Consider the following 13078-nt stretch of genomic DNA (forward strand, 5'->3'; position numbering starts at 1 on the left):
TCCCAAAGGCTTGACGGCGCAGAACCGGACGGGCTGATAAAGCGTTGCAACCCCAGCCCGCCCCCTGCTCGGGCCGGGCGCGTCCTTGGACGCATGTTCACAAGCTGCCACAGCCGCGTCCCAGGGCGCGGCGCGCTACGAAGGGAAATATTGATGCGCCTTGCTTCGCTTTTGCTGGCGATGGGCCTTGGCCTTGCCGCCTGCGGGCCCACGCCCCAGACCTCGACCCCGTCGCCGCTTGGCCAGGGCCATTACGGCGCGCGGACCGACACCGGCCCGAACGGCGAGCCGATCGAGATCAACGCCGTCCGCACCGCCTATCTGACCGAGCGCAACCGCCGCCAGCGCGTGCCCTATAACGGGCCGGAAGCGGCGGACACCATCGTCGTCGATCCCTATGCCCGTTTCCTTTATCACGTGCTGGGCAATGGCGAGGCGATGCGCTACGGCGTCGCGGTCGGCCAGGCGGGCAAGAACTTCCAGGGCACCGCGACCATCGGCCGGAAACACGCCTGGCCAAGCTGGACGCCCACCGCGAACATGGTCCGCACCCAGCCCGAACTTTACCGCCCGCTTCGGGGCGGCTTGCCGGGCGGGGTGGACAACCCGCTGGGATCGCGGGCGCTTTATCTTTACAAGGGCAGCCGCGACACCATGTATCGCATCCATGGCACCATGGACCCGTCCTCGGTCGGCAAGGCGACATCGGCGGGCTGCATCCGCCTGTTCAACCAGGACATCATGGACCTTTTCGAGCAGATCCCCAAGGGCGCGCCGGTCAAGGTCCGCACCCGCGCCGAAAGCCTGGCGCTGGAAGGGCCGCTGGTCGAACTGCCCAACGGCTACCTGGCGCCCGCGGGCGAGGTCGAGACCGCCGCCGCCGAACCCGTGCAATAAGCCCGGCCTATCGGCATTTGTGCAGCCGGCCGGGTGCGGCCGGGTGTTCTTCTCTGGTCAGCGGGCGCGGCTCGTGGCAAATTCCCGCGCAACGCGCGCTTAAGGGGGAATGCCATGGCCAAGGCCGCCGACGAAACCGACATCGCCTTGCGCGACCTTGACGCGCTGGTCGAACAGACCAAGCTCGCGGGGCTGCGCCTTCTGGAAACGGCGGCGCTGAATGCGTTGCAGCGTGACCTTCGCGCCATGAAGGCCCGTCCCCAGGACGACGCGGCAGGCAAGGCGCTGGCCCAGGCCATGCGCCGCGCCGCCGCCGAAAAGCGCAGCCGCAAGGCGCAGGACCAGATGCCCGTCCCCGCGGCCGACCCCGACGCTGCGCCGCCGGATGCGGACGCGGTGCGTCCGGGCGCGGCCAAGCCCGGCAAGGCCGAACGGCAGCGCATCAAAGAGGCTGAGAAAGCCGAGCGCAAGCGCCTGAAGGAAGACGAGAAGGCCGAACGCAAGGCCGCGAAACAGGCCGCGAAGGACGCCGCCAAGGCCGAGCGCAAGGCCGCCCGATCCGCCGCCGCGAAACCCGCCGACCAGGCCGTCAAGCCCGGCCGCCGCGACGATGACGGGGCAGCGCGCATGGACAAGGGCGGCAAGGGCGACGGCAAGGGGAACGGCAAGGGCGGCGGCAAGCCCGGCCGGAACAAGCAGGCGGGCTGATCCCGCCGCCGCCGTCCCACCCTTCGCCCCCGAGTCCCGCCCATGCGCCGTTTGCTTCTGGCCCTTGCCACCGCCCTGGCCGCGACCGCGGCCCCCGCCGATGAGGCGTCCGATGCGCTGTCGGACCGGCCGGTGCCGCGCGCCTCGGACCGGCTGCGCTGCACGGATGACGGGCTGACCTGCATCTCGCTGGAAAGCTATGTGCCCGATGTTTGCGGCGCCATCGAGCAAGAGGCGGGCAAGCACGGCCTGGACCCGCATTTCCTTGCCCGGCTTTTGTGGAAGGAAAGCCTGTTCGAGCCGGGCGCGATCAGCCCTGTCGGGGCCATGGGGATTGCGCAGTTCATGCCCGGCACCGCCGAGATGGTCGGGCTGGACGATCCCTTCAACCCGGCCAAGGCCATCGCGGCCTCGGCCCGCTACCTGGCGACGCTGACCGCGAGCTTCGGCAATGTCGGGCTGGCCGCCGTAGCCTATAACGGTGGCGAGAACCGCGCCGCGCGCTTCGTCGCGCAAGGCGGCGGCCTGCCCTGGGAGACGCAGGATTACGTCCAGGCCATCACCGGCCAGACCGCCGGGATCTGGCGCGACGACCCGCCAAAGCGGCTGGACGTGCGGCTGGACAAGGAACGGCCGTTCCGCGCCGCCTGCATCGACCTGGCCGGCACGCGCAAGCTGCGCGAGTTCCTGACCCCCGACCATCCCTGGCCCTGGGGCGTGATCGTCGCCACCCATCCCAGCCGCTCGGGCGTCAGCGCGCAGGTGGCGCGGCTGAACCGGCAGATGCGGCCGATCCTGGGCGGCAAGCGCGTGAGCTATGTCCACCGCCGCGTTTCGGGCGGGCCGAAGAAGCTTTATACCGCGCAGATCGGCTATTCCTCGAAGACCGAGGCGCATGCCTTTTGCAACCGGCTGCGCGGCCTGGGCGGCCGCTGCCTGGTGCTGAAGAACTGAAAAACGCCGCGCGGCTGGCGGCGTTTCTTGAGTATTTGGGAAACGGTGAAAGCGGGCGCCCCCTAATCCTTCCAGCGCACCGCGGTCAGGTCGTTGGCCGGCATGGGGGCGTTTTCCCACAGCCCCTCGATCTCCGCCTTGGCGACCCCGGTCTTGGCCATCTGGAACAGGAAGGCGTTGGCATGGTCGTCGGCCAGGATTTCCTGCGCCTGTTTCAGCAGGGCCGAGCGTTCGGCCGCGTCGGTGGCGGCGTCGAGCCGGGCCATCACCTGGTCAAAGGCCGGGTTGCGGTAGTTGAAGTAATAATCCTTGCGGGCGTAGATGCCGATATCCATCGGCTCGACATGGCTGATGATGGTTAGGTCGTAATCGGCGTTCTTGAACACCTGTTCCAGCCATTGCGCCCATTCCATGTTGGTGATCTGCGTCTGGATACCCACGGCGCGCAGTTCGGCCGCCACGATCTCGCCGCCGCGGCGGGCATAGGGGGTGGGGGGCAGGGCCAGGCGCAGGGTCGGGATCTTTGCCCCCGCCTCGGCCAGAAGCCGCTTGGACAGTTCGGGGTCGTATTGCGATTTTTCGGTCAGGTCGACGTAATCGGGATGGTGCGGCGCGAAATGCGTGCCGATGGGCGTGCCATGGCCGAACATGGCGCCGTCGATGATTTCCTGGCGGTTGATCGCATGGGCGATGGCCTTGCGCAGCTTTGCGTCGGCCAGGGCCGGGTGCTTGTGGTTCATGGCCAGGATCGTCTCGCCCTCGGTGGTGCCGACCAGCACCTTGAAGCGCGGATCGGCTTGCAGTTGCGGCAGGGTTTCGGGCGCGGGATAGATCGGGAAGGCGTCGATATCGCCCGCCATCATCGCGGCAAAGGCGGCGCTGGGGTCCGAGATGAAGCGGAAGGTCGCGGTGTTCAGCGCCGGCTTTTCGCCCCAATAGCCGTCATAGGCGTCAAGCCTGATGCGGTCGCCCTGCCGCCATTCGCCAAAGCGGAAGGGGCCGGTGCCGACCGGATGGGTGGCGATGTCCTTGATGCTGGCCTGATCGACCATCACCGCATCGCCCCAGGCCATCTTGAACGGAAAGCCGCCGTCCGGGGACTTGAGCGTCACGCGGACGGTCTGGGGGTCGATCGCCTCGACCGTCTCGATCCCCTCGAACAGGGCCTTTTGCGCATTGGTGCTGTCCGCGGCGCGGGCGCGGTCGAGCGAGAAGACCACGTCCTGCGCGTCGAAGGCGGCGCCGTCATGGAAGGTCACGCCGGGGCGCAGGTGGAACGTGTAGGTCCGGCCGTCGTCGCTGTTCCAGCTTTCGGCCAGGCCGGGGATGACGCTGCCGTCGGGGGCGATGCGGGTCAGCCCCTCGAAGAGATTGGCATAGACCACCTCGTCGATGGCGGCGGCGGTGCCGCCGGTCGGGTCCAGGTTCGGCGGCTCCAGCACCATGGCCAGCGTGATCGAATCCGGCGCTGCCAGCGCCGGCGTGGCCAGCATGGCCGCCGCCGCGGCCGCCTGCATGAGTTTTCCGAACATTCCTGCCCCTTTGGTTGGTCCAGGGCGCACTTTCCGGGCAAAATGCCCGGCGATCAAGCCCGCCGCTCGGTCGCCTGCTGGACCAGGCCGGCAAAGACCAGCCACAGCGAGCTTAGCAAAAGCCCCCAGCGGGCAAAGCTTTCGGGGTGGAAATCGACCAGCACCGCCCAGACCGAAAAGCCCACCCAGGCCGCGGTCACGGGCAGCGAGACCAGGCGCCAGCGTTCCGTCCTGACCGGGTGGATGAACTTGAGATTGGTGAACATGGCCAGCGCCAGCGCCACCACGACCGCAAGCGTCAGCCAGAAATTCGGGTTCAGCGCGAAAAGCACCAGCACCACCATGTTCCAGCAAGCCGGGAAGCCGGCAAAGGAATTGTCGCGGGTCTTCATCCGGGTGTCGGCGAAATAGATCACGCTGCCATAGGTGATGGCGATGATCGCGATCCAGCCGGTCCAGCCCGGCAAGAGCCCCGACATGAACAGCGCATAGGCCGGGATGAAGACATAGGTCAGGTAGTCGATGATCAGGTCCATCAACACGCCGTCATAGGTCGGCCAGTTGGTCTTGACGTGATAGCGCCGCGCGAGCGGGCCGTCGACGCCGTCCACGATCAGCGCGACGACCAGCCACAGGAACATCTGCGACCATTCGCCCCGCACGGCGGCCAGCAGGGCAAGCATGGACAGCACCGCTCCGGTCGCGGTCAGCAGGTGGACGGTCAGGGCTTTGAGGCGCGGATTCATCCCCTGCTTCTGTCACCGAACGGCCATGATCGCAAGTTCGCGCGATGCGCCGCCCGCCTTTGCCGCGCGGTGACGCGGGGGAGCGGGCGCCGCGAAGGCAGCGGCTAGGGGGCAAATTCCTCGGCCGCATAGCCTTGCAGGTAAAGCAGCGCGGTCAGGTCGCCATGGTTGATTCGCAGGCTGACCTGGGCCGCGACCACCGGCTTTGCATGCAGCGCCACCCCCATCCCGGCCAGTTTCAGCATGTCCAGGTCATTGGCGCCGTCGCCCACCGCCAGCACGTCGGCGGGGGTCAGGCCGCGGGCGGCGGTGATGTCGCGCAGCGCCTGGACCTTGGCCTCGCGGCCCAGGATCGGCAGGGCGACATGGCCGGTCAGCACGCCTTCATCGGCCAAAAGCGTGTTGGCGCGATGTTCGTCGAAACCCAGCGCGCCGGCGACCGGGCCGGTGAAATCGGTGAACCCGCCCGAGACCAGCGCGGCATAGGCGCCCTGTGCGCGCATGGTGGCGACCAGTTGCCGGCCGCCCGGCGCCAGGGTGATGCGCTGGTCAAGCACCTGGGGAATGGCGGTTTCCGACAGGCCCGCCAACAGGCCGACACGGGCCAGCAGGGCTTCGTGGAAATTCAGCTCTCCGTTCATGGCGCGGGCGGTGATGGCGGCGACGCGCTCGCCCACGCCGGCGACATCGGCCAGCTCGTCGATGCATTCCTGCTGGATCATGGTCGAGTCCATGTCGGCCAGCAGCACCGCCTTGCGCCGGCCCGGGGTCGGCTGGATCGCCAGGTCGAAACCCTGGGCCTGGAGCCGTTCCCAGGCCTGCCAGAAATCCCCCGGCTCGGCGGCAAGGGGAAATTCGGCGGCGATGCCCTGGGCCAGCCACAGCGCGTGGCCGCCATCCCAGGCGCGGCGCAGATCGTCGACCAGCGCCGCGGGCAGGTCCGCGCGATCCGGCGCGGCAAGGATGGTGACGGTGAACATGCGGGCCCCCTTGGCGATTGTTTCCCGCAGCACTAGCCAAAGCGGTGCGGGGGATCAATCAGTCGGATTCATGCGGAAAAACTGTCGCATGCAGAACCCGAAAATTTTTCTTGCGGGAATCTTCCCAGGGCGCTAAGGCCGTCAGCGGGACACGCCGCCCCAACGCGGCGCTTATAGCTGGAAGGCTAACATCATGGGCAAGACTGCTCCGGCCGCGCGGCCGGCCAATCCGCGCTTTTCTTCGGGCCCCTGTGCCAAGATTCCCAATTTCTCGCTGGACATGCTAGCCGACGCGCCGCTGGGCCGGTCGCATCGCGCCGCCGTGGGCAAGGCCAAGCTGGCCGAAGCCATCGACCTGACCCGCGAGGTTCTGGGCGTGCCGGCGGATTACCGCATCGGCATCGTTCCCGCCTCGGACACCGGCGCCGTCGAGATGGCGCTGTGGTCGCTGCTGGGTGCGCGCCGCGTCGAGATGCTGGCCTGGGAAAGCTTCGGCGAGGGCTGGGTCACGGATGTGGTCAAGCAGCTCAAGCTGGATGCGACGGTCCGCAAGGCCGATTACGGCAAGATCGTGGATTTCGCCCAGGTCGATTTCGACAATGACGTGGTCTTTACCTGGAACGGCACCACTTCGGGCGTGCGGGTGCCGAATGGCGACGCGATCCCCGCGGACCGCGCCGGGCTGACCATCTGCGACGCCACCTCGGCCGCCTTCGCGATGGACCTGCCCTGGGACAAGCTGGATGTCGTGACCTTTTCCTGGCAGAAGGTGCTGGGCGGAGAGGGCGCGCATGGCGTGCTGATCCTGTCGCCCCGCGCGGTCGAGCGGCTGGAAAGCCATGTTCCCGCCTGGCCGCTGCCGAAGATTTTCCGCATGACCAAGGGCGGCAAGCTGATCGAGGGCATCTTCAAGGGCGAGACCATCAACACGCCCTCGATGCTGTGCGTCGAGGATTACCTGGTGGCGCTGAAATGGGCGCAATCCATCGGCGGCCGCAAGGCGCTGGTGGCGCGGGCCGAGGCGAATGCCAAGGCCGTGCGCGACTTCATCGCCGGCAAGGACTGGATCGCCGACCTGGCCGAAGATCCGGCCACCGCCTCGACCACGAGCGTGTGCCTGAAATTCACCGATCCGCGCATCAAGGACGGCGCCGCCTTTGCCAAGGCCGTCGCCAAGCGGCTGGAGAAAGAGGGCGTGGCGCTGGATGCCGGCGCCTATCGCGACGCGCCGCCCGGCCTGCGCATCTGGTGCGGCTCGACCGTCGAGGCCGGTGATGTCGCGGCGCTGATGCCCTGGATCGAACATGCCTTCGAGGCCGAGATCGAGGCGCAGGCGCAAGCCGCCTGACGGTGAACGGGGGGCGCTGCCCCCCGCACCCCCCCCGGAGTATTTGTGAAACGGTGAAAGCCGGATGGGCCTCTGGTGCCCGCCGCCGGCCCCCGCATATCCAGAGGATAGAGAAATGCCCAAGGTTCTTGTTTCGGACAAGCTTTCGGAAACCGCCGTCCAGATCTTTCGCGACCGCGGCGTCGAGGTGGATTACTTGCCGGATGTCGGCAAGGACAAGGAAAAGCTTGCCGAGATCATCGGCCAGTATGACGGGCTGGCGATCCGTTCGGCGACCAAGGTGACGGCCAAGCTGCTGGAGGACGCCACCAACCTGAAGGTGATCGGCCGCGCCGGGATCGGCGTCGACAATGTCGATATTCCGGCCGCGTCGAAAAAGGGCGTGATCGTGATGAACACGCCCTTCGGCAACAGCGTCACCACCGCCGAGCATGCCATCGCGCTGATGTTTGCCGTGGCCCGGCAATTGCCCGAGGCCAGCGTCTCGACCCATGGCGGCAAATGGGAGAAGAACCGCTTCATGGGGGTCGAAGTCTTCAACAAGGTGCTGGGCATCATCGGGGCGGGGAATATCGGCTCCATCGTCATCGACCGGGCGCTGGGGCTGAAGATGAAGGTGCTGGCCTATGACCCCTTCCTGTCCGAGGAGCGGGCCAAGGAAATGGGCGTGAAAAAGGCCGAGCTGGACGAGTTGCTGGCCCGCGCCGATTTCATCACCCTGCATGTGCCGCTGACCGACAAGACCCGCAACATCCTGTCGCGCGAGAACCTGGGCAAGACCAAGAAGGGCGTGCGCATCGTCAATGCGGCGCGCGGCGGGCTGATCGACGAAGATGCGCTGGCCGATCTGTTGAAATCGGGCCATGTCGCCGGGGCGGCGCTGGACGTCTTTGCCACCGAGCCCGCCACCGAAAGCCCGCTGTTCGGCCTGCCCAATGTGGTGGTGACGCCGCATCTGGGTGCCTCGACCACCGAAGCGCAGGAGAATGTCGCCTTGCAGGTCGCCGAGCAGATGTCGGACTACCTGCTGACCGGCGCGGTGCAGAATGCGCTGAACATGCCCTCGGTCACGGCCGAGGAGGCGGCGGTGATGGGCCCTTGGATCAAGCTGGCCGGGCATCTGGGCGCCTTTATCGGCCAGATGACCGATGAGCCGATCCAGGCGATCAACGTGCTTTACGACGGCGTCGCGGCGGAAATGAACCTCAAGGCGCTGAATGCGGCGGTGATCGCCGGGGTGATGAAGGCCGCCAATCCGGACGTGAACATGGTCTCGGCCCCGGTGATGGCTGCCGAGCGCGGGGTGCAGGTGGCGACGACCACCCAGGCCAAGACCGGGGTCTTCGACGGCTATATCAAGGCCACCGTGGTCACCGAGACGCGCGAGCGGTCCATCGCCGGCACGGTGTTCAGCGACGGCAAGCCGCGCTTCATCCAGATCCGCGGCATCAATGTCGATGCCGAGATCGGCCGGCATATGCTTTACACCCGCAACCGCGACGTGCCGGGTGTCATCGGCGCGCTGGGCATGACGCTGGGCGACCTGGGCGTGAACATCGCCAATTTCACCCTGGGCCGGACCAAGACCGGGGACGATGCCATCGCCATCCTTTACCTGGACGAGACGCTGAAGCCCGAGGCGCTGGAGGCGCTTCGCGCCACCGACAAATTTCTTCAGGTGCGGCCGCTGCAATTCGAGGTTTGAACCTGGCGAACCCCCGGACTAGGCTCCGGGGGTTTTCATTTGCGGAGGCGTCATGCGGACCTATGCCATCGGCGACATTCACGGCTATCTGGAACCGCTGAAGGCGGTGCATGACCTGATCGCCCGCGACGACGCGGCGCGGGGCGGCGGCGGCACGCTGGTCCATGTCGGCGACCTGGTGGACCGCGGGCCCGATTCGCGCGGCGTGGTGGATTACCTGCTGCGCGGCCAGGCCCAGGGGCGGCCGTGGATCGTGCTCAAGGGTAATCACGACCGCTATCCGCCGCGCTTTGCCCGGCAGCCGGACTGGATCGACCCCGGCCTGGCCTCGGGGCGGCATTGGCTTGACCATCCGCTGCTGGGGGCGGCCGAGACGCTGGCGTCATACGGGGTCGAGATCCGCGACCATGCCCGCACCCATGCCGACATGATGCGCGCCATGCCCGAGGCGCATCTGTCCTGGCTGGAGGGGTTGCCGCTGTGGCACCTGGCCCCGCAGGCGCTGTTCGTCCATGCCGGCATCCGGCCCGGCATCGACCTGTCGCAGCAGTCCGAACACGACATGGTCTGGATCCGCAAGGGTTTCCTGGACCATGCCGGCGATCACGGCCTGCTGGTCGTGCATGGCCACAGCCCGGTCAAGCAGGTGACGCATTTCGGCAACCGCCTGGCGATCGACACCGGCGCGGCCTATGGCGGACCGCTGAGCGCGGTGGTCTTTGACGAGGACGGGCTGCATCTCTTGACCGAAAGCGGGCGCGAACCCATCGCCGCGCCCTGAACCGGCCGCCCTGAACCGGCCGGCTTGAACCGGCGCGCCGCATCAGCGGGAAATGTCTTAGATCGCCGGCATCCATTGACCGATGCCTTTGGCGGGCCGAATATCGGGCCAGGCGCCCCTGCGGCGCGTCAGCGGGTGGGGTGCCGTGCAGTCGCTTTCCGTCATCTTCCATCTGGCCGGGGCCGTGGCGTTGCTGCTGTTCGGGCTGGGGCTGGTGCGCGACGGGATGGTGCGCGCATTCGGGGTCAAGCTCAAGATGGTGCTGGGGCGGGGCACGCGCAACGGGCTGCGCGCCTTTGCCTCGGGGCTGGTGGCGACGCTGGGGCTGCAAAGCTCGACCGCGACGGCGCTGATGACGGCCTCGTTCGTCGATCGCGGCATGATCCGGCCGCGGATGGCCCAGGTCGTGTTGCTGGGCGCCAACCTGGGCACGGCGCTGACCGCCTGGATCGTCGCTTCGGGGATCGAGGCGCTGGTGCCGGTGCTGCTGCTGGCGGGCTATGGCATGCGCCGGCGCGACGGCCGGGGCTGGTCGGGCGGCGGGCTGGCGTTGATCGGCATCGCATTGATGCTGATGTCGCTGGGCCTGCTGGGCCAGGCGACCCAGCCCCTGCGAGATTCGGCGGCCATGGCGGCCTTTCTGGCCATGCTGGGGGATGCCTGGCCGGTGGCGCTGGCCATCGCGGCGGGGCTGGCGGTGATCTGTTCCTCCTCGCTTGCCGTGGTGATGCTGGTCCTGTCCCTGGGGGTGGAGCCGGCGCTGACCGTGGTGCTGGTGCTGGGCGCCAATCTGGGCGGCGCGGTTCCGCCGGTGCTGGCGACGGCGGGGCAGGGCATGCCGGCGCGCCGCGTCGCGCTGGGCAACCTGATCGTGCGGGGCCTGGGCTGCCTTGTCGCCTTGCCCCTGGCCGGCCAGGCGGCACAGCTTCTGACCGCCGTCCCCCTGCCCGAGACCGGGCTGGCGGTCGAGGCGCATCTGGCCTTCAACCTGGCGCTTGCCGCGGCGATCTGGCCGTTTTCGGGGCTGATCACCCGGCTTTCCGCGCTGATCCTGCCCCCGCAGGAGGCGCCGCCGCCGATCGAGGCGCAGCTTCTGGACGGTCAGGCGCTGGACACGCCCGCCGTGGCGCTGGCGCGGGCCGGCCGCGCGGCGCTGGCGGTCGGCGACGTTGTCGAACGGATGCTGCACCAGGGCCGCACCGCCTTTGCCCGCGGCGACGATGCCCCCCTGGCCGAGGTCGCGGTCCTGGAAGAGCGCGTGGATCGCATGCAGCAGGAGGTGAAAAGCTTCCTGTCCCGCCTGGGCCGCGAAGCGGGCGAGGATCAGCGCCGCCAAGCGATCACCATCCTGGACTATGTGATCAACCTGGAACATGTGGGCGACATCATCGACAAGGGGCTGGCCCCCGAGATCCGCAAGAAAGCGGCGCTGTCGCTGCGCTTTTCCGACGAGGGCTATCGCGAACTGGACGGGCTGTTCCTGATGACCATCGAGAACCTGCGCCTTGCCCAGACCGTGTTCATGACCCGCGACCGCGACCTGGCGCGGCAATTGATGGAGGAAAAGGTCGAGATCCGGCGGCTGGAGCGGCTGTCGGCGCAGCGCCACCTGACGCGGCTGCGCGAGGGGCGCGCGGAAAGCCAGCAAACCTCGTCGCTGCATCTGGACATCCTGCGCGACCTGAAGCGGGTGAACGCGCATATCGCCTCGGTCGCGCATCCGATCCTGGACGAAGCCGACCTGCTGAACGAAAGCCGGCTGAAAAGCGGCTAGGCGGCTGCGTCGCAGCCATATCCGCCGGTGATGGCGGGACGTGATGCGCGCCGCCGCAACGAAGACGCCGGGATGCCGGGCGTCCACCGGCCGCGCCGCTGACAATTCGGCCCGCTCCGCGCCGATGGGCGGCGCAAGGGTGCCGCGCCGGGGGGCCGCGCAGAAATGCAGCGGGCGCGCGGTCTGTCCGGGGGGAACTGATGCCCCTTCGGCTCGTGCCGTGCCGGCAGTTTGCCGCCGGGCGGTGGACAGTGGCGTCCAAGGGTTGTAAGAGCCCCGCCAAACAGGAACGGTGAGATGCGGATTCCGTCCAAGACCGCGAAATACAATCTGGGCCAGGTCGTGCGCCACCGCGAACATCCGTTCCGCGGGGTGGTCTTTGACGTGGACCCGGAATTCGCCAATACCGAGGAATGGTACGAATCCATTCCCGAGGATGCGCGCCCGTCGCGCAACCAGCCTTTTTATCATCTTTATGCCGAAACCGAGGCCACGTTTTACGTCGCCTATGTATCGGAACAGAACCTGGTCGCCGACCATTCCGGCGAGCCGCTGGAGCATCCTGAAGTCACCGAGATGTTCGGCGAATTCCAGGATGGCCGCTATCCGCTGCAATTCGGGCTGAACTGATCGCCTTCGCCCTGCTGCGGGGCTGCGCCGGCGGTCAGCAGCGGCTCGGTCACGGGGACGATGAAGGCCAGGAAATTGCGCCGCCCTTCGCGGAAATAGCTGAGCGAGGCGGTCAGTTCCTGGATCAGGAACCAGCCGAAGCCGCCTTCGGGCAGCAGCAGGATCGCCTCGGCATCCTGGGGCGGCGGGCCGGTCCAGGGCAGGCTGTGGCTTTCCAGGCAAGAGGCCGGCAGCGGCCGGCCGTCATCCGTCACCGCACAGGCGATGCCGCCCACGTGGCGCGCCACGCAAAGATGGATCAGCGGCGCATGGGGCCGGCCGCCAAGGCGCACGGCCTCGTGCCGGGTGCCATGTTCGCAGATATTGTTCAGAACCTCGGCCAGCGCCAGTTCCAGCTTCGAGATCACCTCGTCCTCGGCGCTGCCGTCGAATCTTTCGCGCAGGAACTGCAAGGCGGCGCGCACGGTCGCGGGATCGGCGCGGAAGATGCGGTGCACCATCGGCTTGCGGCCGGGCGGCGGCTGGCGAAGCCGCTTTGCGGCCTGTTCAGAGGCGGCGGTCATCCTTGCGGGTCCTGCTGTCTGGGGTCGGCCTTGCGGATGGTCAGCACCGTATCCATCCGCGTCAGTTGAAAGACCCGCTCGACATTCGGCGTCAGGCCGGCCAGCGTCAGCGTTCGCCCCGCCGGCATCGCCTTGTAGATGGCGATCACCGCGCCAAGGCCGGAACTGTCCAGGAAGTCCACCCCGGACAGGTCCAGCGTCACCTGTGGCCCGCCGCCGGCAATCATGCTGCGCACGCTGTCCTTGAAGGCGGTGGCAATGGCGGCGTCGAGGCGTTTTTCGTCGACGCGGATCGTCAGCCCATCCGGCTGGGGCAGCAATGTCAGTTGCATCTTGGCTTTCCGCTGTTTCGGTCTGCATCCGTTTTAGGGTCTGTTGAGATTCATCGTGAGTTGATCAGGGCTGCCACAGCGTAGATCATGGCCTCAAAGGATGTATCGGTCTTTTCGGACCGCATGGC

Annotated in this window: 13 protein-coding genes; 8 read left to right on the forward strand and 5 right to left on the reverse strand. The window is 67.6% G+C overall.

The window, feature by feature from the left end; translation table 11 throughout:
- The first annotated feature begins 153 nt into the window (after nucleotides 1–153).
- The 3 genes from F3H32_RS13985 to F3H32_RS13995 all read left to right on the forward strand — a co-directional run bounded on the left by F3H32_RS13985 (nucleotide 154) and on the right by F3H32_RS13995 (nucleotide 2559).
- Nucleotides 154–897, forward strand: coding sequence for a L,D-transpeptidase (locus F3H32_RS13985; RefSeq protein ID WP_149766366.1), 744 nt, complete (start codon nucleotides 154–156; stop codon nucleotides 895–897).
- A 114-nt stretch (nucleotides 898–1011) separates the two neighbouring features.
- On the forward strand, nucleotides 1012–1605 hold the full coding sequence (locus F3H32_RS13990; protein ID WP_149766367.1) for a hypothetical protein: 594 nt from the start codon (nucleotides 1012–1014) through the stop codon (nucleotides 1603–1605).
- A gap of 42 nt (nucleotides 1606–1647) precedes the next feature.
- Nucleotides 1648–2559: a lytic transglycosylase domain-containing protein gene (locus tag F3H32_RS13995; RefSeq protein WP_149766368.1), complete on the forward strand. Its 912-nt coding sequence runs from the start codon at nucleotides 1648–1650 to the stop codon at nucleotides 2557–2559.
- Between the two features lie 62 nt (nucleotides 2560–2621).
- On the opposite strand, the gene F3H32_RS14000 is transcribed toward F3H32_RS13995, so the two are convergent.
- From F3H32_RS14000 to serB, 3 genes are all read right to left on the reverse strand, one after another.
- Nucleotides 2622–4091 carry an ABC transporter substrate-binding protein gene (locus F3H32_RS14000; RefSeq protein ID WP_149766369.1) on the reverse strand — a complete coding sequence of 490 codons (1470 nt, stop codon included), beginning with the start codon at nucleotides 4089–4091 and terminating at the stop codon, nucleotides 2622–2624.
- 53 nt (nucleotides 4092–4144) lie between these two features.
- A complete protein-coding gene (locus F3H32_RS14005; protein WP_115754160.1) occupies nucleotides 4145–4837 on the reverse strand; it encodes a CDP-alcohol phosphatidyltransferase family protein in 693 nt (230 codons plus the stop codon).
- A gap of 104 nt (nucleotides 4838–4941) precedes the next feature.
- Nucleotides 4942–5817: a phosphoserine phosphatase SerB gene (serB, locus tag F3H32_RS14010; RefSeq protein ID WP_149766370.1), complete on the reverse strand. Its 876-nt coding sequence runs from the start codon at nucleotides 5815–5817 to the stop codon at nucleotides 4942–4944.
- Between the two features lie 193 nt (nucleotides 5818–6010).
- Here serB and F3H32_RS14015 point away from each other — a divergent pair, with 193 nt between their 5' ends.
- The 5 genes from F3H32_RS14015 to hspQ all read left to right on the forward strand — a co-directional run bounded on the left by F3H32_RS14015 (nucleotide 6011) and on the right by hspQ (nucleotide 12055).
- Complete coding sequence (locus F3H32_RS14015) at nucleotides 6011–7165, forward strand: phosphoserine transaminase (RefSeq protein ID WP_149766371.1); 1155 nt, start codon at nucleotides 6011–6013, stop codon at nucleotides 7163–7165.
- Nucleotides 7166–7280: 115 nt separating this feature from the next.
- Nucleotides 7281–8870 carry a phosphoglycerate dehydrogenase gene (gene serA / locus F3H32_RS14020; protein ID WP_149766372.1) on the forward strand — a complete coding sequence of 530 codons (1590 nt, stop codon included), beginning with the start codon at nucleotides 7281–7283 and terminating at the stop codon, nucleotides 8868–8870.
- Nucleotides 8871–8922: 52 nt separating this feature from the next.
- Complete coding sequence (locus tag F3H32_RS14025; protein WP_149766373.1) at nucleotides 8923–9651, forward strand: metallophosphoesterase; 729 nt, start codon at nucleotides 8923–8925, stop codon at nucleotides 9649–9651.
- 145 nt (nucleotides 9652–9796) lie between these two features.
- Nucleotides 9797–11425, forward strand: coding sequence for a Na/Pi cotransporter family protein (locus F3H32_RS14030; RefSeq protein WP_149766374.1), 1629 nt, complete (start codon nucleotides 9797–9799; stop codon nucleotides 11423–11425).
- 297 nt (nucleotides 11426–11722) lie between these two features.
- A complete protein-coding gene (gene hspQ, locus F3H32_RS14035; protein ID WP_149766375.1) occupies nucleotides 11723–12055 on the forward strand; it encodes a heat shock protein HspQ in 333 nt (110 codons plus the stop codon).
- Here hspQ and F3H32_RS14040 read toward each other — a convergent pair.
- Together F3H32_RS14040 and F3H32_RS14045 are read right to left on the reverse strand one after the other, a co-directional pair.
- Complete coding sequence (locus tag F3H32_RS14040; RefSeq protein WP_149766376.1) at nucleotides 12028–12618, reverse strand: ATP-binding protein; 591 nt, start codon at nucleotides 12616–12618, stop codon at nucleotides 12028–12030. The two genes, hspQ and F3H32_RS14040, sit on opposite strands and share 28 nt — an antisense overlap.
- On the reverse strand, nucleotides 12615–12950 hold the full coding sequence (locus F3H32_RS14045; RefSeq protein WP_149766377.1) for an STAS domain-containing protein: 336 nt from the start codon (nucleotides 12948–12950) through the stop codon (nucleotides 12615–12617). Before F3H32_RS14045 ends, F3H32_RS14040 begins: the two co-directional genes overlap by 4 nt.
- Nucleotides 12951–13078 lie beyond the last annotated feature (128 nt).

Origin of the sequence: Paracoccus thiocyanatus, assembly GCF_900156255.1 — a bacterium.
In the GTDB taxonomy this organism is placed as follows: domain Bacteria; phylum Pseudomonadota; class Alphaproteobacteria; order Rhodobacterales; family Rhodobacteraceae; genus Paracoccus; species Paracoccus thiocyanatus.